We start from the raw sequence: 25408 nt of genomic DNA on the forward strand, positions 1-25408 counted from the left end.
TCGGATCAGATGATGGGAGGAGATGGATCATGTTCGCCAAAAGAGTGATCGTTATCGGATGGGACGGTGCGGGCAATTTTGTCCGCGAAGCGAGGACGCCGCACTTGGACCGGCTGATCGCAAGAGGGGCTTATACTTACGAGGCGAAAGCGGTTATACCGACCATTAGCGCGCAATGCTGGGGTTCCATGCTGCACGGAGTCAGCCCTCTCAAGCACGGACTCGACAACGGAATCGCGGCAAGCCGCGCGTATCCGGAGCAGTCCCCTTATCCGTCCGTATTCCGAGCGGTGAGGGAAGCGAGACCGGCTGGCGAGCTGGCTTCTTATGTATGCTGGAAGCCGATCAATAACGGAATTATTGAACAGTCGGCCGGCGTCCGGTTCGTCAGTCAGGCTGACGAGGAACTTGCCGAAGCGGCAGCCGGGCATATCCGCGAATGTTCCGGCCTGGACCTGATGTTCATCCAATTCGACGCTCCGGATATAGCCGGTCACAAGGACGGATACGGCACGGCCGGACAAATGCGGACCATCGCCGAAACCGACGGCCGGACCGGCAAGGTGATCGAGGCGGTGGCGGCCCGGGGATGGACGGAAGAGACGCTGTTCATCGTGCTGTCCGATCACGGCGGCGGGGGAGAGCGTCCGGACAGTCATGGAAGCAGCCATCCGCTGGACCAAACGATATTTTGGGCATGCGCGGGGCCGGGCATCCGTGCGGGATCTGCGGTCCCGGTCAGCTTGACGATTACCGATACGGCTGCTGTTATCGTTCATGCGCTTGGTCTTGAAGCACCGTCCCAATGGGAAGCGAAGCTTCCGGAAGGATTGTTTTCCGGCACAGCTTAAGCGAAGCTTAGCCGCCGCTTGAACGGAACCATCCGGCCATGGGTGAATATCATGGTTGGTATGGAGGTGCTGGGTGATGCATAAGCATGAAGCACAGGCGTTATGCCGGGAGCATATGCACCGGTATGTGCGCATTCAGGTGGCGGACGGGGGCACTGTGGACGGAATTATCGAGTTTGTAGACGAGGAATACGTTTATATGGCCGTTCCGGTGAGGCCGGGCGACGAGGCCAACGACCGGCGCGGGTATTTTCCGTATGTGCCGGGAGGGTTTTACCCGCCTTATTTTAATCCGTATTACCCGGGCGGACGATTCCGCAGAGTCGTACTGCCGCTTGCGGCGCTGCTCGCCTTGTCGCTGCTTCCTTTCTATTGAAAAAGGCGTAAAAAGATAGAAAAAGGGGTCTTCTCCCGTACGTGCGGAGGCGGCCCTGTTTTTTTGCCGGTTCGTCCTGCGGAAGGAAAGGGCGCCGAATGCGAAGAATAAGGATAAGGGTACGGGCCGCAAAGCGGGATACCGGAGCGTTACAGGCCGGCAATGTCATTTCCCTGAGAAAGGATCGATGATCGCGATGATGAACGGGTCGCCTTATCCCGTAAGAATAGGAAAGCTCCGGCAGTTGCTGGAGCAAGTGCAAGCCGATGCGGTGATCGTAACGTCCGCCGCTAATCTGTTTTATTTTACCGGCGTCTGGATCGAAGCGCATGAACGGCTTACCGCTTTGGTCGTCCGCCGTGAGGAAGACGCATTCCTGATTGCGCCCGATCTGCACCGGGGCGAGTTTGGTTCGCTTGGGATGGAGACGCTGTTTTGGAGGGACGGCGAAGACGCACCCGCCCTGCTGGCCAGGGGAATCGCTCATGCGGACGTTGTCGGCATCGATGACAGCTGGCCCAGCGGCCATCTGCTCCGGCTGATGAACCACCGGCCTCATGTCAACTGGCGCAGCGGGACGGAGATGACCGGCAGGCTCCGGATGGTGAAAGACCGCGGCGAGCTGGAGCTGATCCGCAAATCGGCGGCTGTCGCCAACCGGGTGATGGAGTCATTCCAGACTTATCTTCGCGTCGGCAGCAGCGAGGAGAAGCTGCTGGACGAGCTGCAGGAACTGTGGCGCCGCGAAAGGATTCGGGAGCTGTCGTTCGATCCGACGGTGGCGGCCGGCGCGAACGGCGCCAATCCGCACCACGCACCGGGTACGGCCGTTGTGCGCGAAGGCGACTTCGTAATCGTGGACACCGGAGGGAAGCTGGACCGCTACTGCTCCGATATGACCCGGACGTTTGCCGTGGGCGGCGAGCCTTCAGCCGAGCAGAGGGACGTGTACGAGCTCGTGAAGGAAGCGCATTTGGCCGGTCTGCGGGCGATTCGTCCCGGAGTGACGCTGTCCGAGATCGACCGTACGGTCCGCGCGGTCATTGAGGAAGGCGGCTATGGCCCGTATTTTATTCACCGGACCGGTCACGGGCTGGGCATTGACGTGCATGAGGAGCCGAGCGTGCAGACGGGGAACGGGCTGCCGGTAGAAGCAGGTATGGTGTTCAGCATAGAACCCGGCATTTATTTGCCCGGCAAATTCGGTGTGCGGATCGAAGATATTGTAATTGTAACAGACGACGGAGGCGAATCGGTGAATGCTTCCGTTTCCAAAAAGCTAACCGTGGTATAATGGATAACCCGGGAGGATTGCCTCCCGGACGGTTGTGGAATGCAAATTGCGGGAGTCGCCTGAATCGGGGCGGCTCCTGTTTCTGTTCGTCCGGGATTGCCGAGTCACGCTGCGACCGAGGGTGGGCATATAGTATTGCAGGCGGCCGATTTCGCATGAGAGCGAAGCGCCGGCACGGAGGTGTCAGTCGTCATGGAACGATTGATGAGGAATACGCTGCTGTATTTATCCAGAAACCGTTTGGCCCACCGCACGGCTAAACGGTTCGGGCTTCGGCTCGGGGCAAGCCGGTTTGTCGCCGGAGTCACGGTCTCCGAGGCGATCCGGGCCGTCACCGGGTTAAACGAAGCCGGCATTGAAGGGACGCTCGATCATTTGGGCGAGTACGTGGAGACGAAGGAGGCGGCGGCGGAAGCGGCGGAAGCGTGCCTTCATACGCTGGATGAGATCGAAAAGGCCGGAATACGCTGCAATTTGTCTGTTAAGCTGACCCAGCTCGGATTGGACTTCTCCGCTGGCGATTGCCGGAGCCATATGAGGCGGATTGTCGGCCGGGCGGCGGAGTACGGAAGCTTCGTCCGGATCGATATGGAGGATTATGCCCATAACGAACCGGCGATCGAGCTGTTTCAGTCGCTTCATAACGAATTCGGCGGGGCGGTGGGGCTTGTTCTTCAAGCCTACTTGTACAAAAGCGAAGCGGACTTGGATCGGTTAGCCGTTTATGCACCGAATGTGCGATTGGTGAAAGGCGCTTACAAAGAGCCTGCCGAGGTCGCATTTCCGGATAAGTCCGATGTGGACCGGAACTTCATCCGTCTGATCGAGAAACAGTTGCGAAACGGCCATTATGCCGCTGTCGCGACACATGACGACCGGATCATCGATTCCGTCATCCGTTTCGCTAAGGAGAGCGGCATGCCCCGTTCCGGTTTCGAATTTCAAATGTTGTACGGCATCCGCCCCCAGCGCCAGCGGGAGCTTGCCGGTCTGGGCTACAAGATGCGCGTGTACGTCCCGTTCGGCCGGGACTGGTACGGCTATTTCATGCGGCGGCTGGCCGAGCGTCCGGCGAATGTGAGCTTCGTCTTGAAATCGATGTTCAAATCTTGAATTCGCGGTCAGGAGGTTCGTATACATGAACAGAAATGAATTCCGGAACGAGCCGTTTACCGACTTCTCGCTCCCGGCGAATGCCGATGCTATGCGGCAGGCTTTGCGTCTCGCGGCGGGCCAATTGGGCCGGACTTATCCGCTCGTCATAGACGGGGAGCCCGTATACACGGGACGTGTCGCCGCTTCCATCGACCCGGGCTCGTTAAGCCGGACGATTGGTCTCGTGGCGCAGGCGGACGTTGCCACCGCCGGTAAGGCGATGGCCGCGGCGAAACGCGCATTCGACACATGGCGCTTCGTCGCTCCGGACGTCCGGGCCGGCTATCTATTCAAAGCGGCCGCTCTCATGCGAAGACGCAAGTTCGAGTATGCGGCCTGGCTCGTGTACGAAGTCGGCAAAAACTGGAGCGAAGCCGACGCGGACGTTGCCGAGGCGATTGATTTTCTCGAATTTTACGGGCGCGAAGCAATCCGGCTCGGGGCTCCCCAGCCGCTTACTCCGGTTGCCGGAGAGGACAACCGGCTGACCTACATCCCGCTAGGGGTCGGCGTCGTCATCTCGCCCTGGAATTTCCCGCTGGCGATTATGGCGGGCATGACCGCGGCGGCGATTGTATCCGGGAATACCGTCCTGCTGAAGCCGGCCTCGACCTCTCCGGTCATCGCGGCCAAATTCGCCGGGCTGATGGCGGAGACGGGTCTGCCTGCCGGAGTGCTGAACTTCGTGCCGGGAGCGGGATCGGAGATCGGCGATTATCTGGTCGATCATCCGCTTACGCGGTTCGTCTCCTTCACCGGCTCCCGCGATGTCGGCTTGCGGATTCATAAGCGGCTGGGCGTTACCCATCCGGGCCAGCTGTGGATCAAGCGGTTCATCGCGGAGATGGGCGGCAAGGACGCGGTTGTCGTGGACAGCTCGGCCGATCCGGAAGAAGCGGCGACGGCGATCGTGCAGTCGGCATTCGGCTATCAGGGGCAGAAATGCTCCGCAGGCTCGCGCGCCATCCTGCACCGGGACGTATACGACGAGGTGCTGAAGCGGGTCATAGCCAAGACGGAAGCGCTCCGGGTCGGTCCGCCGGAGCATAATGCGGACATCGGTCCTGTCATCGACAGCAAGGCGTATCATAAAATATTGGACTATATCGAGATCGGCAAAGGGGAAGGGCGGCTCGTTGCGGGAGGAGCCAAAGCGGAGGGAGACGGATACTATATCGCTCCTACGGTTTTCGCCGACGTCACAGAGGACTCGCGCATCATGCACGAAGAAATATTCGGTCCCGTGCTTGCCGTATGCAAGGCGGAATCGTTCGAGCACGCGGTCGACATATTCAACAATACGGAATACGGATTAACCGGCGCCGTATTCTCGAACGACCGGGGGCATCTGGAATACGCCCGGGACCGGATGCACTGCGGCAACCTGTATTTCAACCGCAAATGCACGGGAGCGCTCGTCGGCGTTCATCCGTTCGGGGGCTTCCATATGTCGGGGACCGACTCGAAGGCGGGAGGCCGCGATTATTTGCTGCTGTTCACCCAGGCGAAAGTCGTCTCCGAACGGTGGTAGCCCGTATAGGGCTAAAGGGTGGCCCTCCGGCAATACTATTTGCCGGAGGGAAAATTCTTTCCCCCTCTCATCAAAGCGGCTTCCGTATAAAACTGTTTCTCTAGACCCACTCGATTGTCGTCTGGTACGATGGGTTCATGTTTTTTCGGCAGGTTGGCAATCGGAGGGAGCAAGCATGGACGGATACGCAGATTTGAAGCAAGGGGAAAAAGGAGCCTGGGTCAGCATCGCGGCTTACATCCTGCTGTCCGTTTTCAAGGTGGGCGCAGGATTTTATTTCGCATCGGAAGCGTTAACGGCGGACGGTATGAACAATATGTCCGACGTGTTCGTATCGGTCGCCGTCCTGATCGGGCTGAGGATCGCCCAAAAGCCGCCGGATACCGACCATCCGTACGGGCATTTCAAAGCGGAAACGATCGCCGCGCTGATCGCTTCGGTCGTGATGGCCGGCGTAGCGGTGAACGTGCTGTGGGGGGCGATGCAGTCGCTGTTCGCCGGCGAACGGCCCGCACCGGATCTGAAGGCCGGCTGGATCGCGATCGCCGCTGCGATCGCCATGTACGCCGTCTATATGTACAACCGCAAACTTGCCGAGAAATTGGACAGCCAGGCGCTGCATGCGGCGGCCCACGACAACCGATCGGACGCTTTCGTCAGCATCGGAGCGGCGGTCGGCATATTCGGCTCGCAGCTCGGCCTCCCCTGGCTCGATCCGCTTGCCGCAGTGGCGGTTTCCATCGTCATCGGCAAGACGGCGTGGGACATCTTCAAGTCTTCCACCCATGCGCTGACGGACGGCTTCGAGGAAGACAAGCTGGACGGACTGCGTGCGACGATCGGCCGTACGCCCGGAGTGACGTATACGAAAGATATTCGCGCCCGCGTGTACGGCAGCCGGGTGCTGCTGGACGTGATCATCGAGGTCGATCCGAATCTGAATGTGATCGAGAGCCATGGCATTAGCGAACATATCGAGAAAAGACTGAAAGCCAAACATAAGATTATGGAAGTTCACGTCCATATCGAGCCGGGAGACGTTCCGGAACGAACCCCTTAAGGCTTTCTTGCCCGCGCGTTAGCCGGAGTTAGCCGGACGGACAGCGGGCAAAGCCGTGCCGGGCCCGGCGCCGAGCAACATTTCCTGCACGAGTCTTCGTTTTCTGGTATCATGAAGAGGACAATTGAAACCTACCAGGAGGGAGTCTCCACTTTAATGACGACGATTACGTATACCGGCATCCACGATATTCATGCCGTGGTTGATTATTTTATGGCGAACGACGAGATGATGGTGAATAATCCGGTTTTTGCCGAGGCATCGAATGTAAGCATTTTGAAGCAAAGTTTGCATAGTCTGCTGTCCAGAGTCGAACATGAGAAAGATTTCCATGATCTGCTCAACTATAAAAATCTGGTGTTTAACCAGCTTGTCCATTACTGCGATTCGATCGAATCGATCGAAGGGCTGAAGGACGATCTGCACGAGCTGCTCGTCCACCGCATCTACACCGGGTCCGAGCTTAAAATTCTGGCTTGGATCTACAAGCAGTCGTACGGTTCAGACGCCGACATGAGCAATCCGGAAGGCAGCTCGCCGCAAGGATTTCTCCGTTATTTGAAGATGAACTGCAAACCGGAAGTAACCGCGCACTTTATCGGTCTGGGGATGCAGCAATATATCCGCACCAAATATCCGGAAGAGCAATTTTACCAAAATGAGAATACGTTCGCCGGATGTTACAACTATATAACCGAGCTCGTTCTGGAGGCGGAGGAGCTGGAGAAGCTGGTGAAGACGGTGCAGGAGCAGCAGGAAGAGCTCGTCTGGCTTCGCGACGAACTGATCGCCTCCGAGGAGCAACTCCAGAAAGCGCCTGACGACGAAGAGCTCAAGCAGCGCCAGCAGAAGCTGATCGTCGATTTTATGACCGAGCGGCTGGAGATGGAATATTTGTCGCAAGTGATTATCCGTTTATTCTAACGTGAAAATGGAGTGTTGGAGATGGATGACTGCATTTTTTGTAAAATCGTCAAGGGAGAAATCCCGTCCCGCAAAGTGTTCGAGAACGACCGCGTACTCGCTTTTCACGACATCCAGCCGCTTGCGCCGGCCCATGTGCTCGTCATCCCCAAGAAGCATATCGCTTCGATGAACGAAGCGCAGGAGGAGGATGCAGCCGTCCTGGGCGAGCTGCTGCTTACGGCCAAGCAGGTAGCGGGCGATCTGGGCATCGCCGAATCGGGGTACCGGCTCGTAAACAATGTGGGGCCCGACAGCGGTCAGCTCGTGTATCATATCCATGTGCACGTGCTCGGCGGCGAGCAGCTTGGCGGCTTAAACGTCAAGGCTTGAGGCGGCTGCCGAAGGGGTTCAGGGCGGTAGGTTGACACCCCCTTTCCGTTTCAATTATAATGTAGTTTGATAAACAGTGTTTTCGTCTTGGACGGTCTGTTCGGAGGGAGGGAAAACTAGTGTCCGAAACTCGAGTTCGCAAAAATGAAACCATAGATGCTGCACTTCGTCGCTTTAAGCGTTCCATTGCGAAAGACGGTGTCTTGGCGGAAGTCAAAAAGCGCAAACACTATGAGAAGCCTAGCGTTAAGCGCAAGAAGAAGTCGGAGGCTGCTCGTAAGAGAAAGTTCTAGGAGGATCTCATGAGCTTAAGCGAACAGTTGAACGAAGATATGAAGCGAGCCATGAAGAATCAGGACAAGTTCTCACTATCCGTCATCCGAATGATTCGATCGGCGATTAAAAACGTTGAGATAGATCAAAAGAAGACGTTGGACGACAACGAAGTACTTGATATTCTGAATCGCGAGATCAAACAACGCAAAGACTCCCTCCAGGAATTCGAAAAGGCGGGCCGGGACGATCTCGCCGAGACTTTGAAGAAAGAACTTGAAGTCATTGCCGTATATATGCCGGAGCAATTAACCGAGGAAGAGATTAAAACGGTCGTATCGCAGACGATCCAGGAAACTGGAGTCTCTTCCAAAGCGGAATTAGGCAAATTGATGAGCGCGCTGATGCCTAAGGTGAAGGGTCGTGCCGATGGCCGACTCGTTAACCAGATCGTTCAGCAGCTTCTTTCTCAGTGAAGGCCGAGATGTTCCGACACCGTACTACCGACAAAAACAACACTCCATGCGGGGTGTTTTTTTGTTGGGTGCAAGATCGTCCGGATCATTATGAACATTTATTGAAACATTCTTTCTCCGCTTACGTAGAACATACTTAAAGTGCGAGTTCAAAAAGTCCGGTTTTCAGCACCGAGAAGATGGGATGAAGCTGGGAAATGAGGAGCGCAGCGTAGTGGAACTTTTGTGAGCACCGGAAGTTCCGGCTGAATTCCATATTCGATGTCGACCAGGCATCCTGATCTGCTTCGTGATCAAAAGTGGAATTTTGAACAACCTTTTTAAAGAGGAAATAGGATGGATGGCGGCGCTCCGGTTCCCCCCGGTTTAGGTCCGTCATGAAGGAGGAGCTATGAGAAATGGTGTTCATGGACCTCGGTTGAAGCTGTTGACATATGTGCTGCTCGCCGTCGTTCTGGTCGGTGCGGTGATGCTTGGGGTAGGGGTGCAACTCGCCAGCAAGACCGCTCAGGCGGCTCAATCGGACGGAGTGTCGCCGGGGAAGCTCGTGTATGTCGTTCCCGTCCAGCAGACGGTTGAAAGCGGTTTGTACAGCTTTCTGGAGCGGGCGTTCAAGGATGCCAGGGAGGCTCGCGCCGAGCTGATCGTGCTCGATATCGACACGCTTGGAGGACGCCTCGATTCTGCTGAGCAAATCGGCCTGCTGATCCGGGAAAGCCCGGTTCCGACTACCGCGTTCGTACACGGCCGTGCGGTATCCGCCGGCAGCTACATCGCCTTGAACGCCGGTAGCATCCTGATGAGTCCCGGCAGCACGATCGGCTCGGCCGCCGTCGTCGATCTTGGAGGCAACGAGATCGAGAGCGCCAAGATCGTATCGCACTGGTCCAGCGAGATGCGGGCGGCGGCCGAGCTGAGAGGGCGCAATCCGGAAATCGCCGAAGGTATGGTCGACAAAAACGGGATCACCGAAATGCCGCAAATCGGCAGGACGGTCGGCAAGGGCGAGATCGTATCGCTGACCGCGGACGAAGCGCTCAAAGTCGGGTATGCGGATCAAATCGTATCGTCGGTGGAGGAAGCGATTGCTAGTAAAGGGCTGACGGGCGCTACCGTCATCATGTTCGAGCCGAGCTTCGCCGAGAAGCTGGCGCGGATTCTCGTTCATCCCGTCGTGATGACCGCGCTGCTGATCGTCGGAATCGCCGGTGTTGTGATCGAGCTGCTGATTCCGGGTTTCGGCATTCCGGGGATACTCGGCATCAGCGGATTCGGGCTTTATTTTTTCGGTCACTACGTGGCCGGATTTGCGGGAGGGGAGGATATCGTGCTGTTCATCGCGGGCGTCTTGCTGCTTCTTATCGAAATCGTTGTTCCCAGCTTCGGCATTCTCGGTATATTGGGCATCCTATCGATCATCAGCGGTGTCGTGCTGGCGGCTTTCGATACCGGCAATGCGCTGCTGTCTCTTGGCATCGCCTCCGCGCTCTCCGCGATCGTGATTTTCATCGTGGTGAAACTATTCAAGCGGTACGGCATATGGAACAAGTTCATTTTGCGCGACGAGATGAAGACGGAGCAGGGCTACGTCTCGCACACCTCGAAAGACCATCTGTTCGGGGCGGTCGGTACGTCGCTGACCCCGCTTCGCCCGGCCGGTACGGCGGAATTTTTTAATGAGAGAGTCGACGTCGTGACAGCAGGCGAGTTTATCGAAGTGAATCGTCCGGTCAAGGTAGTCAAGGTCGAAGGCGGCGTCGTAACCGTCCAGCAAATGTAGCTGCGTGGTAATCAGGCACGTCCAATATTTATCAGGGAGGTAGTTCGATACATGGAGCCGTCTTACATTTTCATTTTACTTATCGTTGCCCTATCGATTATCGTACTGTCGGTTTTTTTCAGCTTTTTCCCGGTTATGCTGTGGATTTCGGCCCTGGCGTCTGGCGTTCGCATCGGGATTTTCACTTTGGTGGCGATGCGTCTCCGCCGGGTCATCCCGAGCCGGATCGTCAACCCGCTGATCAAGGCACATAAGGCGGGATTGCCGATTTCGAACAACCAGTTGGAAAGCCACTACTTGGCCGGAGGTAACGTAGACCGCGTTGTTAACGCGCTGATCGCCGCCCAGCGGGCGCAAATTCCGCTGTCGTTCGAGAGGGCGGCCGCGATCGATCTGGCCGGTCGGGATGTGCTGCTGGCGGTACAGATGAGCGTTAACCCGAAAGTAATCGAGACGCCGATGGTATCTGCGGTAGCGAAGGACGGAATCGAGGTCAAAGTACGGGCGCGGGTAACGGTGCGTGCCGACATCGACCGGCTTGTGGGCGGCGCCGGCGAAGAAACGGTTATCGCGCGGATCGGCGAAGGCATCGTTACGTCCGTCGGTTCGAGCGATACACACAAGCAGGTGCTGGAAAACCCGGACATGATCTCCCGTACCGTTCTCGGCAAAGGGCTCGACGCCGGCACGGCATTCCAAATTTTGTCGATCGATATTGCGGATGTGGATATCGGCAAAAATATCGGCGCGCACCTACAGACCGAGCAGGCGGAAGCAGATAAGCGGATCGCCCAGGCGAAAGCCGAGGAGCGCCGCGCTATGGCCGTCGCCCAGGAGCAGGAGATGAAAGCCCGCGTCGTGGAGATGCGCGCCCGCGTGGTCGAATCCGAGTCGCAGGTGCCGCTGGCGATGTCCGAAGCACTCCGGGAAGGCAAGATGGGTGTGATGGACTATATGAACTTGCGCAATATCGAGTCGGATACGCAGATGCGATCTTCGTTCGGCAAGATGGGGCAGCCGGACAAAAGCGATAAGGATCACATGTGATGGAACGGCTGCTGGAGTTCATATCGGGCAATTTGGGACTGGTGATCTTCGTCGCAGGTGTTGCGCTGACGTTTCTGGCCAAGCTCCGAAAAGAAGGTGGGAACGGGCAAAACGGCCGCAGACGGCCCAAGTCCAATCCGATGATGCCTTCGTTCGGAGGAGAACCGAGCCACACGGACCGCCGTTGGCCGGAGCCGTCCTCCACGCAGCCGGAAGCATCCGGTTCGGAGGAGCGCACGCAGACTCGTCCGGCGGAGCGGACCGACAGACGAGCTGACTTGACCGCCCCGCTCTCCGCCGCAGCGTCCGGAATGGGAGATTCTCCACGATCTGGAACGGGACGGGGACCGTTCGCCGCTCCCGGTGAGGAGGAAGAGCCGGAGCTGTCCCCAAGTGAGGCGATGCGCGGCATGATGTGGGCGGAAATTTTAGGACCTCCGCGTGCCAAGAAACCTTTCGGCGCGAAAAACCGCTAAAGGGAGGAAACAAATAAAAATGAAACGATACGGATGGATTCGGAGCAGCATCGCGGCGGTTGCGGTGCTGCTTTTTTTCACTGGCTGTCAGCGGGAAGAGGCCGGGACGAGCCGTGATGCGGCGAATCCGGTTCAAGCCGGACAGGACGGCTCCGGTCACCGGGGCGCTGCGGAGGCAGTTCCTTACGGAGAGCCGGAAATCGTCGCAGACAAACTGAATGTGCCGTGGGATCTCGCTTTTGCCCCGGACGGCCGGATGTTCTTCACCGAGCGGCCGGGGACGATACGGGTTATCACGGACGGCAAGCTTCTTCCAGAACCGGTATTCGCCTTTAGCGGGCCGCCGTTCGTCAGCACAGGCGAAAGCGGTCTGCTCGGCCTGACGCTGGACCCGGACTTTGCGGCAAACGGTTACATGTACACCTACCATTCTTACGAGATGAACGGAATCAAAAACCGGGTGCTCCGTCTCGTGCTGGAAGGGAACAAGGCGAAGCTCGACCGTGTCCTGCTCGCCGACATTCCCGGACAGCGCAACCATGACGGCGGGCGAATCCGCTTCGGACCGGACGGGCTGCTGTACGTGACGACCGGAGACGCCCAGGAGCGGGAGTTGTCGCAGACTCCGGGCAGTCTGGCCGGCAAAATTCTCCGCATCCGCTCCGACGGCACGATTCCGGCGGACAATCCCGATCCGAAATCGCCGATGTACAGCTATGGCCATCGCAATCCGCAAGGACTGGCGTGGCAGCCGGGGAGCGGGCGGCTGTTCAGCTCGGAGCACGGTCAGACGTCCAAGGACGAGATCAATATCATCGAGAAGGGCGCCAACTACGGCTGGCCGCTGATCGAGGGAGATGTGAAGGAGGCGAAGCAGCCGCTGCCGGCAGGAACCGTCCTGAGAACGCCTCTGCTCCATTCTGGGGCGTCCGTGACCTGGGCCCCGTCCGGAATGACCTTTGTTGCCAACGGACCGTGGAAGGGCCAGTTGCTGGTCGCCGGGCTGCGGGGCGAGCAAGTGCTGAAGCTGACGCTCGAAGGCGCGGACCCGGTTCGCGTCACCGGGCAAGAGTCGCTGTGGAAGGGGCAGTTCGGGAGAATCCGGAACGTGACCGAAGGACCGGACGGGTCGCTGTACCTGCTGACCAACAACCGGGACGGACGCGGAACGCCGGCTGCCGGCGACGACCGGATTATACGCTTCAAGCCGAAATGATTCGGCGTTTAGGCTCATGGAGTCTCACCGTGATGATACTGTCGCGGTGAGGCTTTTGGGATTCGCGGCCATCCGTGGGTCATAACACCGTCGAACGAAAAGCGCTTTTCTTTGCGTTTGATCTGCCATGGGCGGGGAATCCGCCTAATTCAGCGATCAAGGACATAGAAAAGGGCTTTTTTTAATTGCGGCAAAGTGACGGCAGGGGCCGTCTAACGGTCTTTTTTGCCCTTTTCCCGCATATGGTGGTAGAAGCTACGGTTATAAGGCAAGGAGGACCGCACGACATGCTGCCATGGAACCGGCGACTGAGCAAACTAACAGCCAAACTGCTCGACCTCCCTCAGGACGTCGTGCTGGATATTCCCCGATTCACGATGATCGGCAACCGACAGCTGTATATCGAGAACCATCGCGGCGTTCTCCATTTTTCCAGCGAAGTGCTTAAGCTTGGCTTGACCCAGGGTCAACTGGAAATACGCGGCAAGCAGCTGGTGATCAGAGCGATCTTACCGGAAGAAGTGTTCATCGAAGGGGTCATCACCGATATCCGGTATTCGGAATAGCCCCTTGCGGGCGTATCGTGTACAAGCCGTTGTGAAGGAGGAGCAGAACGTGAAAACTACGTTATTCAACCGGATGCGGGGATATGTGTGTGTCGAGCTGCGGGGTCCCCGGATGGAGAAAGTGCTGAATACGCTGATCGACAGCCGGTTCGTTATCTGGGATATCCGTTACACGGATCAGGAGACGGCGGAGCTGTATATCGTCATCCGCGATTTTTTCAGGCTTCGCCCGATTTTGAAGGAATCGGGCATGAAGCTGCACGTGAAAGGCCGGTACGGGTTTCCTTTCGTGCTGGACAAGCTCGGACGGCGAAAAATGTTTCTGGTCGGCATTGTCTGCTTTTTCCTGGCGATCTACACGCTGTCCATGCTAGTCTGGCAAGTGGAGGTGGAAGGCAACGAGAAGCTGAGCAGGGCTGAGATCGTCCAGGCGGCGAAAGAGCACGGCATATACCGGTTTCAATGGAAGTTCCGGCTCGAAGACCCGGACATGCTGTCCCACAGGCTGCAAAACCGGCTGCCCGGCACCGCTTGGGTAGGCGTGGAGATGCAGGGGACGCATATTCGGATCAAGGTGGTGGAATCGTCGCGTCCCGATCCGCGCGAGCTGATGAGTCCGCGCCATCTCGTCGCGTCCAAAAACGCGCTGGTCACTCAAATATTGGCCGAAAAAGGAAAGCCGTTAGTGAAGCCCAACACCAACGTAAACAAAGGCGATATTCTGATCTCGGGCATTATCGGCGACGAGTCCAATCAGCAAACCGTAGTCGCCCAGGGAACGGTTCGGGGGATCGTCTGGACCGAGGCGACCGTGGACATCCCGCTTGTTCTGACCCGCAAAGTATATACCGGGGAGACGAAGACGCGCTCCTATCTGGTGATCGGCAGCAGGGCGCTGCAGGTGAGCGGTTACGGCGATCTGCCGTTCGCTCAGTTCGAATCGATCCCGGACCATCGGACGGTCCAATGGCGGAATTGGAAGCTGCCGTTCGGCTGGCTGAAGGAGACGCTGCGGGAATCGCATATCGAGGAAGTCCAACTGGAGCCCGAGGAGGCGAAAGCGATCGCGCTCGAGCGGGCCCGGACCGAGGTTGTATCGGCGGCGGGAGAAGGCGCCGTATACAAGAGCGAAAAGATTATTTTGCATGAAAAGTCGGACAATGGTAAAGTTTATATGAAAGTGCTTTTCGAGATCGAACAGCCGATCGCCGTCGAGCAGCCGATCGTTCCATGACCGGCCGGCGGCAGCGGCGCAGAGGAACCCGCATTCGACTACGACGACAAAGGGACTGAGGCTTTTTTGAACCAAGCGACACATTTGAAAATCACACTCAAAAATGCGGCGGAAGGGCTTGCATTGCTGGGACCGCAGGACAAGTTCATCCAACTGATCGAACGTGAAACGGACGCGAAAATCAATACCCGCGAAGCGGAGCTCGTTATCCAGGGATCATCTGCCGAACTGAAATGGCTGGAGCAGCTGTTCGACGTGCTGCTTCAATTAATCCGCAACAATTATCCGCTTACCGAGAGGGACATTCTGTACGCAATCGAGCTCGCCAAAGAGTTGAAGGCCGATCAGTTGCTCGATCTGTTCAAAGGGGAAATCGCCTCGACCTACCGCGGCAAGCCGATCCGGGTCAAGACGATCGGCCAGCGCCACTACGTCTCGACGATCCGCAAGCGGGACATCGTGTTCGGCATCGGACCTGCGGGTACGGGCAAGACGTATTTGGCCGTCGTGCTCGCCGTCGTCGCGCTGAAGGAAGCTCAGGTCAAGCGTATCGTGCTGACCCGCCCGGCAGTGGAAGCGGGAGAGAGCCTCGGCTTTTTGCCCGGAGACCTCCAGGAAAAGGTTGACCCCTATTTGCGACCGTTGTATGATGCACTTAACGACGTGCTCGGACCCGAGCAGGTGGCCAAGTCGCTGGAGCGCGGGCTGATCGAGATCGCGCCGCTCGCCTATATGCGCGGGAGAACTCTGGACGATTCGTTCATCATTTTGGATGAGGCGCAGAACACGACGCCGGAGCAGATGAAGATGTTTTTGACCCGCCTCGGATTCGGTTCCAAAATGGTGATCACCGGCGACAAGACGCAGATCGATTTGCCGAGAGGCAAAAATTCCGGCCTTGTCGAGGCGGAACGCATCCTGAAGTCGATCGAGGAGATCGGAATCGTCTATTTCGCCGACCAGGACGTAGTCCGCCATTCGCTCGTACAGAAAATTATCGTCGCGTATCAGCAGGAAGATATGAACATAAAGGGCTGACCCTGATTTTAGTCCTGACCATAAAGAAAGGACTGAACGAGAGTGGTTCAAAACCAGCGGAATTCCAACGACGGACAACCATCGATCCGGCCGGGCGGCTGGAAGACCAGCTTCGGGATCCGTCTTCTGCTGTTCGTATTGCTGGGATTGTTGTTTTACATAGCGGTTGATTCGAGAGTGATCCCGCAGACGTTTAATGTCCAGCTTGGAGCAGTCAGCGAGAAGACGATCTACGCCACGGAACAGTACCAGAACGCAATCGAAACCGAAAAGGTCAAGGAAGAAGCAGCAAGACGGGTGCAGCCCGTCTATTCCATTTTGTCGATGAAAAACGAACAGCTGGTCGAGGCGATCATCGCCAAGCTGCGGCAAATCAACGCCGACGATCAGTTGGCGGCGGCAGACAAGGTCAATGTGTTCCGTTCGGTGTTTCCGACGATGTACAACGACCATGCCGAGATGCTGTACGGCTCGATCAAGTCCAGCGACCCGGCCAACGAACCTTTGCTGAACGAAGTGAAGGCCGCGCTGCGCGACCAGCAGTACCGGATTCCCGAGGAAGTGTACTTCAAGCTGCCGAGGTTGTCCAAGGAAGATCTAGACGCGATGGAGCCGGTAGCGATCGACGTAGTCGGCAGACTGATGAGCGACCAGCTGCTCAACGCGCAGACGGCGCGCGCACGGGTCGCGGAACTGGTCAACACGTCTACGCTTACCAAAAATACGACCCGCGAGATGGTTCAGGAAATCGCCAGATTCGTCATCACTCCGAACAAATTCGCCAACCAGAAGGGGACCGAAGAGGAGCGGGCGAAGGCGCGGGAAAATACGAAGCCGGTCTACATCAACAAGGGCGACGTGCTGATTCACAAAGGCGAGCTGGTGACGGAGGAAACGTACGAACGGCTAAAAGCGATGGATCTGCTTAAGGAAAAGGTCAGCTATTTGCCGCAGCTGGGGCTGATTGTGCTGAGCGGGCTGCTCGTGCTGTCCTTGTTCATGTTTATCCGTCAAAGCGAACAGCCGATCCGGACAGGCAACGTCCAGTTGCTGATGCTCGTCCTTATTTATGTCTTGAACGTAGCCGGGATGAAGATTGTCGCGCTCGGGCAAAACCTCGAATATTCGAATATCGGTTATTTGGCGCCGGTCGCTTTGGGCGCCATGCTGATCACGATTTTGATCGGGATGCCGATCGCTTTGATTTCATCGGTCATTTTCGCTATCCTGGCGAGCATTATATACAACCAGGGGAGCGTATCGCTGTTCGATTTCCGGTACGGGTTGCCGGCGCTGGTCGTATGTCTGACTTCGATTTTTGCGATCCAGCGGGCGCACCAGCGGGCGTCGATACTCAAGGCAGGCATTATGGTGTCGCTGTTCGGATCGATCACGATCGTGGCTCTTATTTTTCTCGACAATATTTATTCGCGCACCGAGATTATACTGGCCTTTGCTTTCTCCGTTTCGTCCGGGCTGCTGACGGCGGTGCTTGTCATCGGACTGATGCCGTTCTTCGAGGTGGCGTTCGGCATCTTGTCGCCGCTCAAGCTCGTCGAGCTGTCGAATCCGAATCATCCGCTGCTGCGCAAGCTGCTGACGGAGACGCCGGGCACGTACCACCACAGCGTAATGGTCGGCAATCTGTCGGAGGCGGCGGCCGAGTCGGTCGGAGCGAACGGTTTGCTTTGCCGGGTAGGCTCGTATTACCATGATATAGGCAAAACGAAAAGACCCAGCTATTTTATCGAAAACCAGACGAACATTGAAAACCCTCACGATTCTATCGAGCCTTCCTTGAGCAAATCGATCATCGTCGCTCACGCCCGCGACGGAGTCGAGATGCTGAAGGAGCATAATATGCCGAAGCCGATCCGCGATATTGCCGAGCAGCATCACGGAACGACGCTGCTGAAGTTTTTTTACTTCAAGGCCAAGAAGCTGCAGCAGGAGGGCGAAGAGCCGATTCCTGAGGAGGAATACCGCTACCCGGGTCCGAAGGCGCAGTCGAAGGAAGCGGCGATCATCGGCATCGCCGACGGCGTGGAAGCGGCCGTACGGTCGTTGCGCAATCCTTCGATCGAACAGATCGATACGATGGTGCGTAAAATTATAAAGGAACGTCTGGACGACGGCCAATTCAACGAGTGCGACTTGACGCTCAAAGATTTGGAGACGATCGCGAAGACGTTGAACGAAACGCTGCTGGGCATCTTCCACTCCCGGATCGAATATCCGGCGGACACCCCGGCGGCAAGCACGGATGCCAAGGAAGCGAAACAAGCGTAAGGAGACGGTGACGGATGAGTTTAAGCTTAAACTGGAACAGCGAGCAGGATGCGATACAGATCGGTGAGCCCCTCATCGCCCGGCTGGAGGAACTGCTGAAAATTGCCGCCGAAGCGGAAGGGATCGAGGACGGCGAAGTGGTCGTAAGCTTCGTCGACGACGAGACGATCCGGCAGTTGAACCGGGAGTACCGCAATATCGATAAAGCGACCGATGTGTTGTCGTTTTCGATGCTGGAGAGCACCGAAGACGAGCCGGGCATCGTATACGGGACGGATGACGAGGAAGAGGACGACGAGGAGAAAGCCAGCCCGGCCGGCGATGAGATCGGGAACATTCTGGAAGACGAGTCCTACCCCGATCCGATCGGCGACATCGTGATCTCCGTCCAGAGGGCGATCGCGCAGGCCGAAGAGTACGGACATTCGCTCGAGCGCGAGCTCGGCTTCCTGTTCGTACACGGTTTCCTGCACCTGGTCGGCTACGATCATGAGGACGAGGAATCGGAGCGCGCGATGTTTGGCAAGCAGGAGGCGGTTTTGCAAAAAGCCGGGCTGCATAGATGAGAGACGTCAAGAAGTTCCGCAGGAGCTTCCGGTACGCTTACGAAGGGCTGAGGTACGCCTTAGCTTCCCAGCAGAATATGCAGTTTCATTTTTCGGCGGCGATACTAACGCTCATTCTGGCGATCGTATTCAAGCTTCCGAAGACGGAAATCTTATTCGTGTTGTTGTCGGTTACGCTCGTGATCGTCTGCGAGCTTATCAATACCGCAGTGGAGAAGGCGGTCGATCTGGCGATGCCGGACCGCCATCCGCTAGCGAAAATCGCTAAAGACGTAGCTGCGGCCGCCGTTCTCGTATCGGCGGTTTTTGCCGCTATAGTCGGTATGGTTGTATTCTACGAACCGATCGAGAGATTGATCCGGGAGGCTGGCACCGCTAAGAGCGGCCTTACGCCGGGACTGATCTGGACGCTGGTCGCATTGGTTGCGATGACGGTCATCGTCGCCCAGACGCGGTTTTCCAATCAGCGGATTCCGCTCCGGCCGAGCTTGTTGACCGCCGTATCGTTTGCGATCGCCACATGGATCGCTTTATTGACGGCGAATACTTTAGTCGCCTTGCTGGGCTACAGCTTGTCGATCCAGCTTATGTTCGTCCTGTACGACAAGCGGAGCCGGCAACTGCCGCAATTGGCGGCTGGAGCCCTCATCGGGTCAGTCATGACCGCACTTGCCTTTTACTTGATTAATTATATGTGACGAAGAAGGGAGCCGCCTATGAACAGCAACGGGATCGACGAGCAGCAGCTTATCCGCCACGCGCTGGCCGCCCGCGAACGCGCCTATGCGCCCTATTCCGCTTTTCGCGTCGGCAGCGCTTTGCTGGACGGACAAGGTGGCATTCATTACGGCTGTAATGTGGAAAATGCGGCTTACAGCCCCACGAATTGCGCGGAGCGGACAGCGCTCTTCCGGGCGATCGCCGACGGTCACCAGCCCGGTACGTTCGCTGCGATTGCGATTGCCGGCGATACGGAAGGGCCGATCTCGCCTTGCGGCGTTTGCCGCCAGGTACTGCTGGAGCTGTGCGCTCCGGACATGCCGGTTATTATGGCCAACCTGAAGGGGGACATCGCTCGGATGACCGTTTCCGGGCTGCTCCCGGGCGCTTTTGGTCCTAACGATTTGTTGGAAAAATGAGGTTCATAAGTTAACAGCGAGGAGTGCTCCATTTAGATAGAGACCAAAAGGTATTCGCATGACCGTAAATAGGTTAACATAAGGAACAAGATGCCCGTCATTTTCAACGCTTAGGTTTTTTAATTTTTCACTTCTTTTCGACCTCAAGAGCCACGACTGAAAGCGTGCATCCCTAGCCGTTGCCGGCAGGCGAAGGCTAGGGATGCGAAAGCGGTCCAAACTCGAAGCTGCGGTAGTTCACTTCTCTTATCTCTCTCGAAAACTTGGCTGGGTCCAGGGGCGCGAGCGCCCTGGTCCTCCCCCTTGGCGAAGGGGGAAAGAGGGGGTTGGATAATCCATAGAGGCAGATATTTATAAAGGGAAACTATAAAGAAACAGGGGATTGTCCCCAACCAACTGGAGGAAACTATGAAGGACCAACATAAATCGGGCTTTGTTGCCATTATCGGCCGGCCGAACGTCGGCAAGTCGACCTTGCTGAATCAGGTGATCGGCCAAAAAATCGCCATCATGTCCGACAAAGCCCAGACGACGAGAAATAAGATTCAGGGCGTGTACACGACGGAAGGAATGCAAATCGTCTTCCTCGATACGCCGGGCATTCACAAACCGAAGTCCAAACTCGGCAGCTATATGATGAAGGTAGCGGAAAATACGCTGGACGAGGTCGATGCCGTATTATTCCTTGTCGACGTCGTAGACGGTCTCGGAGGCGGCGACCGGTTCATTATTGAACGGCTCAAAAACGTGCAGACTCCGGTATTCCTCGTGCTGAACAAAATCGATCAGGTTCATCCGGAAGCGCTGCTTCCGATCATTACCGCTTACAAGGATCTATATCCGTTTGCCGAGATCGTCCCGATCTCCGCGCTGCAAGGCAACAATGTGAACACGCTGCTGGAGCAGATCGGCAAATATTTGCAGCCCGGACCGCAGTATTATCCTTCCGATCAAGTGACGGATTACCCCGAGCAGTTCATCTGCGCCGAGTTGATCCGAGAGAAAATTCTTCACCTGACACGGGAAGAAATCCCGCACTCGATCGCGGTCGCCATCGAAAATATGAAGGTGGAAGACAACGGGATCGTGACGATCGGCGCGGTGATCTATGTGGAGCGCGATTCGCAGAAAGGGATCGTGATCGGCAAGCAAGGGGCGCTGCTGAAAGAAATCGGCAAGCAGGCGAGACGGGATATCGAAGCGCTGCTCGGCTCCAAAATTTTTCTGGAGATGTGGGTAAAGGTCAAAAAAGACTGGCGCAACCGCGAGCATGTGCTTAAAGATTTGGGCTTCCGTCACGACTGAGGCAATAGGCTATTTTTACATTGGATACTCGATACGCTGACCGCTCATCCTATGACAGAACAAGCAGAATATTTCCTCTGTGAAAGGATGGGCCGCATGCGTGACTTTTCGTGGAAGTATTTTACGATGACCGGAGACGTTGAGTCGTATCTGCTGTATAAGGAGTTTGATTATCAGACATCTGTCCGCCCCGAGGAGGAGGAAGATATCGTTTCGGACGACGCTGACGAGTTGAATTAACCGGGACGAGCGATAGAGGAAAGAACAAGTTCGATCTCTCATGGGAAGAGGGAATGGTTGTGCTGGTTCGGGTCGAGGGCATCGTAATTCGCAGCGTCGATTACGGGGAAGGCAACAAAATTTTATCGATTTTCTCGAAAGAGGCAGGGAAGCTTAGTGTGATGGCGCGTGGCGCCAAAAAGCTGAAAAGCCGCCATACGGCCATCGCACAGCCCTTTACATACGGCGAATTCGTCATTTACAAAGCAGGACAGATGGGTACGCTGAACAGCGGGGAGATCGGGAACGCTTATCAGGGACTCCGGGAAGACATCCATAAGGCGGCTTACGCTTCTTATCTAATGGAGCTGACGGAACGGACGGTGGGGGAGAACGAACGCAACGCCCCCTTGTTCGACCAACTGAAAGCGGCGCTGGACGCGATCGACGAAGACAAAGATCCGCAAATCGTCGTGCACATCTACGAATTAAAAATATTGGCGATCGCAGGTTACATGCCGGAGCTTGGCAAATGCGTCTCCTGCGGCTCCACCGACAGCGCTATGTCGCTAAGCATCCCGATGGGAGGAACGTTATGCCCACGCTGCCGGCATAACGACCCCGGTGCCCTTGCCGTAACGGAAGGTATGCTCAAGCTGCTGCGGCTGTTTTTGAACATGGATATCCGGCGGCTCGGCAGAACGGATGTCAAAGCCGGGACGAAAAGCCAGCTTAAGCTGTTCATCCGCAAATTTCTGGACGAGCATATCGATGTGAAATGGAAATCGCGCAATTTTATTGACCAGATGGATAAATACGGGCTCTAACGGAGCTGCTTGCTTTCCTCTTCCGAATCTGGTATTATTTCTCGAACCCGTCACCGAGGCTAAGCGTCCCGGGAGTCGGGATTTTTTAACGATCTCATCCATGGGCGGTGAAGCCATGAATCGCAATTATCCGAAACCTATCGTCTATGTCGTCTCCGATTCCGCCGGCGAGACGGCCGAGTCTGTGCTCAAGGCTGCGGCTATCCAGTTTCATCCGAACCATGTGGAAATTCGCAGGGCGCCTTATGTGAACGGCAGGGAGGGCGTCGATTTTGTCGTGGCCGAAGCGGCCAAGGCGCACGGAATCGTCGTGTTCACCCTGGTCGTTCCGGAGCTGCGCGATTATTTGATCGCCCAGGCGCGCAAGCGCAAAGTGATCTCCATCGACCTGCTCGGTCCAATTATCTCGACGCTGGAGAAAGCATTCGATCAGGAGCCGCGGCATCAGCCCGGACTTATTCATCAGCTCGACGAGGATTATTTCAAAAAGGTCGAGGCCGTGGAGTTTGCAGTCAAATACGACGACGGACGCGATGCGACCGGCGTGCTGCTGGCCGATATCGTGCTGGTAGGCGTATCCCGCACGTCCAAGACGCCGCTGTCGATGTATTTGGCGCATCGGGGACTAAAGGTAGCGAACGTTCCCCTCGTACCGGAGCTTCAGCCTCCCGAACAGCTGTACACAGTTTCTCCCCAGAAAGTAATCGGACTCGTCATCGATCCGGACAAGCTGAATATGATCCGCCGCGAGCGTCTCAAAAGCCTAGGTCTCGCCGACAACGCCCTCTACGCCCAGTTCGAGCGAATTCACAAGGAGCTGGATCATGCCAGAACGGTCATGTCCCGCGTCGGCTGCAAAGTGATCGACGTATCCAACAAAGCGGTGGAGGAAACGGCGGGCATTATCCTAAGCCTGATTCGCACTTAAAGGCATGTTGAACCAATTTCAACTACGGAAGCAGGATTTTTTGTTTCTTCATCGTATATAATATTACGGTAACAATCGGGAAGGAAATTGGTGGTAGCCATCGCGGTCAAAATTATTGTCGATGCGGACGCATGTCCGGTCAAAAGCGAAATCGCAAGTGCCGCTTCACAGTTCGGCATTCCCGTTATGATGGTCGCTTCCTACGATCACCGGCTGCAGCCAGGGGAAGGCGTCACGATCATTCAGGTGGATCGCTCGGATCAGTCCGTCGATCTGTATATCGCAAACCGGGTATCTGCAGGCGATATTCTCGTCACTCAGGATTTCGGGTTAGCTACGATCGGGCTGGCCAAACGGGCGGTAGTGCTTTCGAACCGCGGGCAGATCTACACGGACCGGACGATCGATTTTTTGCTGGAAAAAAGGCATGAGTCCGCCAAACAGCGGCGGGCCGGCAAATTCGGAAAAGGCCCGAAGCCGTTTACCGAGCTGGATCGACAGTCATTTCTACAAACTTTGACAAAAGTTTTGACCCGTTTGCAGGAGAATGGGACGATTTAGCGAATACGTATACGTGTACTTTGCAAAGGGTGATTAGGATGAGTAGCGGACTTATTCCGGACGACATCATCGAAGCAGTCCTAAAGCACCACGATATCGTCGACGTGATCGGCAAATACGTGCACTTGTCCAAGCATGGCCGTAATATGAAGGGACTCTGCCCGTTTCATTCGGAGAAATCGCCTTCTTTCAATGTCAATCCGGAGAAGCAGATTTACAAATGTTTCGGTTGCGGCGTCGGCGGACATGTAATCCGGTTTATCCAGGAGATCGAAGGATATACGTTCGGCGAAGCGGTTCGGCATTTGGCCGAAGAAGCGAACATTGCTTTCGAATGGGAGCAGCGGACGCCGGAGCAGGCGGAGCGGCAGCAGGAGAAGGAACAGATTATCAAAGGTCATGAATTTGCAGCCAAGCTGTACCATTACTTCATGGGCAATACGGCTGAAGGAAAGCACGCTCTGGACTATTTGCGTTCGAGAGGCTTCACGGATTCGTTGATCGACACGTTCCAGATCGGATACGCTCCGGCCAGATGGGATTTCCTCGCCTCTTATTTGGAAAAACGGGAATTTCCTATGCCTTTAATGGAAAAGGGCGCGCTTGTTGCAGCTAAGTCATCCGGGGGGTATGTCGATAAATTCCGTGATCGTATCATGTTTCCGATCCGCGATGCGAAGGGGCAAGTGATTGCCTTTGCAGGCCGGACGATGGGAAACGAGCAGCCGAAATATTTAAACAGTCCGGAGACGGCGCTGTTCCGCAAAAGTAAAGTGCTGTACAACTTTCATGCGGCACGGGCAGAAATCAAGAGAACGTCACGAATCGTATTGTTCGAAGGGTACGCGGACGTTATTAAAGCGTGGTCGGCCGGCGTTCACAACGCCGTAGGAGGGATGGGTACCGCTCTCACCGAGGATCACGCCTTATTAATGAGGCGTAACGCCGAACAAGTCGTGCTATGCTACGACGGTGATGATGCCGGACAATCGGCGGCTTTCAAAAATCTGGGCATGCTGCTTAAGGCGGGCCTGGATGTAAAGATCGCCATGCTGCCGAACCGGCTGGACCCGGACGATTATATGGAGAAGTATGGACCGGACCGTTTCAGAACGGAGATTGTAGAAGGTGCGGTTCCGCCGGAGAAGTTCAAGCTCCTTCACTTGAGACGGAACTTCAATCTGCAGGATAATGAAGCGAAGCTTCGGTATGTACGAACCGCGATTCGCGAGGTTATCGCAACCATCGAATCGCCTACCGGGCGGGAGCATTATTTGAAGGAGCTTGCCTCGGAATTCAGCGCTATTTCCTCGTTCGAGTCGATGAAGCAGGAGATGCATGAAATCCGCGAACAGCAGCAAAAAAAGCAGCGTTATGGGGATAATAACGACATTTCGTGGAATAATGTTAGGAATGACGGGACCGATTCCGCCCCTCTGCCCAAGCTGAGGCCGGCATACGATAAGGCGGAACGCCACCTGCTGTACGTGATGATGCACGACCGCGACGTAGCGGAGCTCGTTCAGCAGCGGCTGGGAGAGACTTTTAACGAAGAAGCTCATGCAGCGTTGGCTGCTTATTTATATGCCTATTACGCGCAAGGATTCGAACCGGACGCGAGCCGATATATGGCCACGTTGCAGGACGACCGGCTGGAGCGACTGGCCAGTTCGATTCTGATGACGGAGTCCGATCAGGGGATAAATCCCCAAGTTCTCGAAGACTATATGAGACAAATCGATAAGCATCGGCAGCAGCAGGCGATTGAGCGGTTGGAAGAAGAACGGATACGCGTGGAGAAGTCGGGGGATGCAATTGGCGCCGCGCGAATCGCAATAGAGATAATAGCCCTAAAGAATCAACTGAAAGCGATGTAACCAACCAAGCATGGCGAGAGTTGGAGCC

At 56.2% G+C, this 25408-nt stretch carries 27 protein-coding genes; all 27 read left to right on the forward strand.

Annotation, left to right across the window (positions count from 1 at the left end):
- The first annotated feature begins 29 nt into the window (after positions 1–29).
- The 27 genes from IDH45_RS07025 (at position 30) to dnaG (ending at position 25380) form a co-directional block, all read left to right on the forward strand.
- Positions 30–851, forward strand: coding sequence for an alkaline phosphatase family protein (locus tag IDH45_RS07025; protein WP_190926007.1), 822 nt, complete (start codon positions 30–32; stop codon positions 849–851).
- 76 nt (positions 852–927) lie between these two features.
- Positions 928–1227, forward strand: coding sequence for a hypothetical protein (locus IDH45_RS07030; RefSeq protein WP_190926009.1), 300 nt, complete (start codon positions 928–930; stop codon positions 1225–1227).
- Between the two features lie 187 nt (positions 1228–1414).
- Positions 1415–2521 carry a M24 family metallopeptidase gene (locus IDH45_RS07035; RefSeq protein WP_190926011.1) on the forward strand — a complete coding sequence of 369 codons (1107 nt, stop codon included), beginning with the start codon at positions 1415–1417 and terminating at the stop codon, positions 2519–2521.
- Positions 2522–2713: 192 nt separating this feature from the next.
- Complete coding sequence (locus IDH45_RS07040) at positions 2714–3634, forward strand: proline dehydrogenase family protein (RefSeq protein WP_190926013.1); 921 nt, start codon at positions 2714–2716, stop codon at positions 3632–3634.
- Positions 3635–3659: 25 nt separating this feature from the next.
- Positions 3660–5207: an L-glutamate gamma-semialdehyde dehydrogenase gene (pruA, locus tag IDH45_RS07045; protein WP_190926015.1), complete on the forward strand. Its 1548-nt coding sequence runs from the start codon at positions 3660–3662 to the stop codon at positions 5205–5207.
- A gap of 175 nt (positions 5208–5382) precedes the next feature.
- Positions 5383–6267, forward strand: coding sequence for a cation diffusion facilitator family transporter (locus tag IDH45_RS07050; RefSeq protein WP_190926016.1), 885 nt, complete (start codon positions 5383–5385; stop codon positions 6265–6267).
- 156 nt (positions 6268–6423) lie between these two features.
- On the forward strand, positions 6424–7191 hold the full coding sequence (locus IDH45_RS07055; RefSeq protein WP_190926018.1) for a hypothetical protein: 768 nt from the start codon (positions 6424–6426) through the stop codon (positions 7189–7191).
- A gap of 21 nt (positions 7192–7212) precedes the next feature.
- On the forward strand, positions 7213–7563 hold the full coding sequence (locus IDH45_RS07060) for a histidine triad nucleotide-binding protein (RefSeq protein WP_190926020.1): 351 nt from the start codon (positions 7213–7215) through the stop codon (positions 7561–7563).
- A 119-nt stretch (positions 7564–7682) separates the two neighbouring features.
- A complete protein-coding gene (gene rpsU, locus IDH45_RS07065; protein WP_010491812.1) occupies positions 7683–7856 on the forward strand; it encodes a 30S ribosomal protein S21 in 174 nt (57 codons plus the stop codon).
- Positions 7857–7865: 9 nt separating this feature from the next.
- Entirely contained in the window at positions 7866–8312 is a 447-nt protein-coding gene (locus IDH45_RS07070; RefSeq protein WP_190926022.1) for a GatB/YqeY domain-containing protein, read from the forward strand.
- Between the two features lie 391 nt (positions 8313–8703).
- Positions 8704–10092 carry an NfeD family protein gene (locus tag IDH45_RS07075; RefSeq protein ID WP_190926024.1) on the forward strand — a complete coding sequence of 463 codons (1389 nt, stop codon included), beginning with the start codon at positions 8704–8706 and terminating at the stop codon, positions 10090–10092.
- 51 nt (positions 10093–10143) lie between these two features.
- Positions 10144–11139, forward strand: coding sequence for a flotillin-like protein FloA (gene floA, locus IDH45_RS07080; RefSeq protein ID WP_190926026.1), 996 nt, complete (start codon positions 10144–10146; stop codon positions 11137–11139).
- The gene (locus IDH45_RS07085) at positions 11139–11615 is read left to right on the forward strand and encodes a hypothetical protein (RefSeq protein WP_190926028.1); all 477 of its coding nucleotides are present in this window, start codon (positions 11139–11141) and stop codon (positions 11613–11615) included. The genes floA and IDH45_RS07085 overlap by 1 nt, the downstream gene beginning before the upstream one ends.
- Positions 11616–11634: 19 nt before the next feature.
- Positions 11635–12831, forward strand: coding sequence for a PQQ-dependent sugar dehydrogenase (locus tag IDH45_RS07090; RefSeq protein ID WP_190926030.1), 1197 nt, complete (start codon positions 11635–11637; stop codon positions 12829–12831).
- Between the two features lie 287 nt (positions 12832–13118).
- A complete protein-coding gene (gene yqfC, locus IDH45_RS07095; RefSeq protein WP_190926032.1) occupies positions 13119–13397 on the forward strand; it encodes a sporulation protein YqfC in 279 nt (92 codons plus the stop codon).
- Between the two features lie 49 nt (positions 13398–13446).
- Complete coding sequence (gene yqfD / locus IDH45_RS07100; RefSeq protein ID WP_190926034.1) at positions 13447–14631, forward strand: sporulation protein YqfD; 1185 nt, start codon at positions 13447–13449, stop codon at positions 14629–14631.
- Between the two features lie 66 nt (positions 14632–14697).
- Positions 14698–15669, forward strand: coding sequence for a PhoH family protein (locus IDH45_RS07105; protein ID WP_190926036.1), 972 nt, complete (start codon positions 14698–14700; stop codon positions 15667–15669).
- A 42-nt stretch (positions 15670–15711) separates the two neighbouring features.
- A complete protein-coding gene (locus IDH45_RS07110; RefSeq protein ID WP_317891162.1) occupies positions 15712–17958 on the forward strand; it encodes an HD family phosphohydrolase in 2247 nt (748 codons plus the stop codon).
- Between the two features lie 14 nt (positions 17959–17972).
- Entirely contained in the window at positions 17973–18524 is a 552-nt protein-coding gene (gene ybeY, locus IDH45_RS07115) for an rRNA maturation RNase YbeY (RefSeq protein WP_190926038.1), read from the forward strand.
- Positions 18521–19222, forward strand: a complete 702-nt coding sequence (locus IDH45_RS07120; protein ID WP_190926040.1) for a diacylglycerol kinase family protein — start codon at positions 18521–18523, stop codon at positions 19220–19222. Before ybeY ends, IDH45_RS07120 begins: the two co-directional genes overlap by 4 nt.
- 18 nt (positions 19223–19240) lie before the next feature.
- Entirely contained in the window at positions 19241–19663 is a 423-nt protein-coding gene (cdd, locus tag IDH45_RS07125) for a cytidine deaminase (RefSeq protein WP_223836450.1), read from the forward strand.
- 408 nt (positions 19664–20071) lie between these two features.
- Complete coding sequence (era, locus tag IDH45_RS07130) at positions 20072–20968, forward strand: GTPase Era (protein ID WP_190926042.1); 897 nt, start codon at positions 20072–20074, stop codon at positions 20966–20968.
- Positions 20969–21064: 96 nt separating this feature from the next.
- Positions 21065–21208 carry a YqzL family protein gene (locus IDH45_RS07135; RefSeq protein ID WP_190926045.1) on the forward strand — a complete coding sequence of 48 codons (144 nt, stop codon included), beginning with the start codon at positions 21065–21067 and terminating at the stop codon, positions 21206–21208.
- Between the two features lie 59 nt (positions 21209–21267).
- Positions 21268–22014 (forward strand): DNA repair protein RecO, encoded by a 747-nt coding sequence (gene recO, locus IDH45_RS07140; protein ID WP_190926047.1) that lies wholly within the window; start codon positions 21268–21270, stop codon positions 22012–22014.
- A gap of 115 nt (positions 22015–22129) precedes the next feature.
- Positions 22130–22942 (forward strand): pyruvate, water dikinase regulatory protein, encoded by an 813-nt coding sequence (locus IDH45_RS07145; protein WP_190926049.1) that lies wholly within the window; start codon positions 22130–22132, stop codon positions 22940–22942.
- Positions 22943–23041: 99 nt separating this feature from the next.
- Positions 23042–23503 carry a YaiI/YqxD family protein gene (locus IDH45_RS07150; RefSeq protein ID WP_190926492.1) on the forward strand — a complete coding sequence of 154 codons (462 nt, stop codon included), beginning with the start codon at positions 23042–23044 and terminating at the stop codon, positions 23501–23503.
- A gap of 38 nt (positions 23504–23541) precedes the next feature.
- The gene (gene dnaG / locus IDH45_RS07155; protein WP_190926051.1) at positions 23542–25380 is read left to right on the forward strand and encodes a DNA primase; all 1839 of its coding nucleotides are present in this window, start codon (positions 23542–23544) and stop codon (positions 25378–25380) included.
- The last annotated feature ends 28 nt before the right edge of the window (positions 25381–25408 follow it).

The organism is Paenibacillus oceani (assembly GCF_014705615.1).
Lineage (GTDB): Bacteria > Bacillota > Bacilli > Paenibacillales > NBRC-103111 > Paenibacillus_AB > Paenibacillus_AB oceani.

What these genes read in the sequence shown, in the direction of transcription:
- IDH45_RS07085 (WP_190926028.1), top strand. Translation starts at nt 11,139, where the DNA reads ATGGAACGGCTGCTGGAGTTCATATCGGGCAATTTGGGACTGGTGATC.
- cdd (WP_223836450.1), top strand. Translation starts at nt 19,241, where the DNA reads ATGAACAGCAACGGGATCGACGAGCAGCAGCTTATCCGCCACGCGCTG.
- yqfC (WP_190926032.1), top strand. Translation starts at nt 13,119, where the DNA reads ATGCTGCCATGGAACCGGCGACTGAGCAAACTAACAGCCAAACTGCTC.
- era (WP_190926042.1), top strand. Translation starts at nt 20,072, where the DNA reads ATGAAGGACCAACATAAATCGGGCTTTGTTGCCATTATCGGCCGGCCG.
- IDH45_RS07055 (WP_190926018.1), top strand. Translation starts at nt 6,424, where the DNA reads ATGACGACGATTACGTATACCGGCATCCACGATATTCATGCCGTGGTT.
- IDH45_RS07075 (WP_190926024.1), top strand. Translation starts at nt 8,704, where the DNA reads ATGAGAAATGGTGTTCATGGACCTCGGTTGAAGCTGTTGACATATGTG.
- IDH45_RS07060 (WP_190926020.1), top strand. Translation starts at nt 7,213, where the DNA reads ATGGATGACTGCATTTTTTGTAAAATCGTCAAGGGAGAAATCCCGTCC.
- ybeY (WP_190926038.1), top strand. Translation starts at nt 17,973, where the DNA reads ATGAGTTTAAGCTTAAACTGGAACAGCGAGCAGGATGCGATACAGATC.
- IDH45_RS07120 (WP_190926040.1), top strand. Translation starts at nt 18,521, where the DNA reads ATGAGAGACGTCAAGAAGTTCCGCAGGAGCTTCCGGTACGCTTACGAA.
- IDH45_RS07090 (WP_190926030.1), top strand. Translation starts at nt 11,635, where the DNA reads ATGAAACGATACGGATGGATTCGGAGCAGCATCGCGGCGGTTGCGGTG.
- IDH45_RS07035 (WP_190926011.1), top strand. Translation starts at nt 1,415, where the DNA reads ATGATCGCGATGATGAACGGGTCGCCTTATCCCGTAAGAATAGGAAAG.
- IDH45_RS07030 (WP_190926009.1), top strand. Translation starts at nt 928, where the DNA reads ATGCATAAGCATGAAGCACAGGCGTTATGCCGGGAGCATATGCACCGG.
- IDH45_RS07135 (WP_190926045.1), top strand. Translation starts at nt 21,065, where the DNA reads ATGCGTGACTTTTCGTGGAAGTATTTTACGATGACCGGAGACGTTGAG.
- IDH45_RS07070 (WP_190926022.1), top strand. Translation starts at nt 7,866, where the DNA reads ATGAGCTTAAGCGAACAGTTGAACGAAGATATGAAGCGAGCCATGAAG.
- floA (WP_190926026.1), top strand. Translation starts at nt 10,144, where the DNA reads ATGGAGCCGTCTTACATTTTCATTTTACTTATCGTTGCCCTATCGATT.
- IDH45_RS07050 (WP_190926016.1), top strand. Translation starts at nt 5,383, where the DNA reads ATGGACGGATACGCAGATTTGAAGCAAGGGGAAAAAGGAGCCTGGGTC.
- IDH45_RS07025 (WP_190926007.1), top strand. Translation starts at nt 30, where the DNA reads ATGTTCGCCAAAAGAGTGATCGTTATCGGATGGGACGGTGCGGGCAAT.
- dnaG (WP_190926051.1), top strand. Translation starts at nt 23,542, where the DNA reads ATGAGTAGCGGACTTATTCCGGACGACATCATCGAAGCAGTCCTAAAG.
- IDH45_RS07040 (WP_190926013.1), top strand. Translation starts at nt 2,714, where the DNA reads ATGGAACGATTGATGAGGAATACGCTGCTGTATTTATCCAGAAACCGT.
- pruA (WP_190926015.1), top strand. Translation starts at nt 3,660, where the DNA reads ATGAACAGAAATGAATTCCGGAACGAGCCGTTTACCGACTTCTCGCTC.
- IDH45_RS07145 (WP_190926049.1), top strand. Translation starts at nt 22,130, where the DNA reads ATGAATCGCAATTATCCGAAACCTATCGTCTATGTCGTCTCCGATTCC.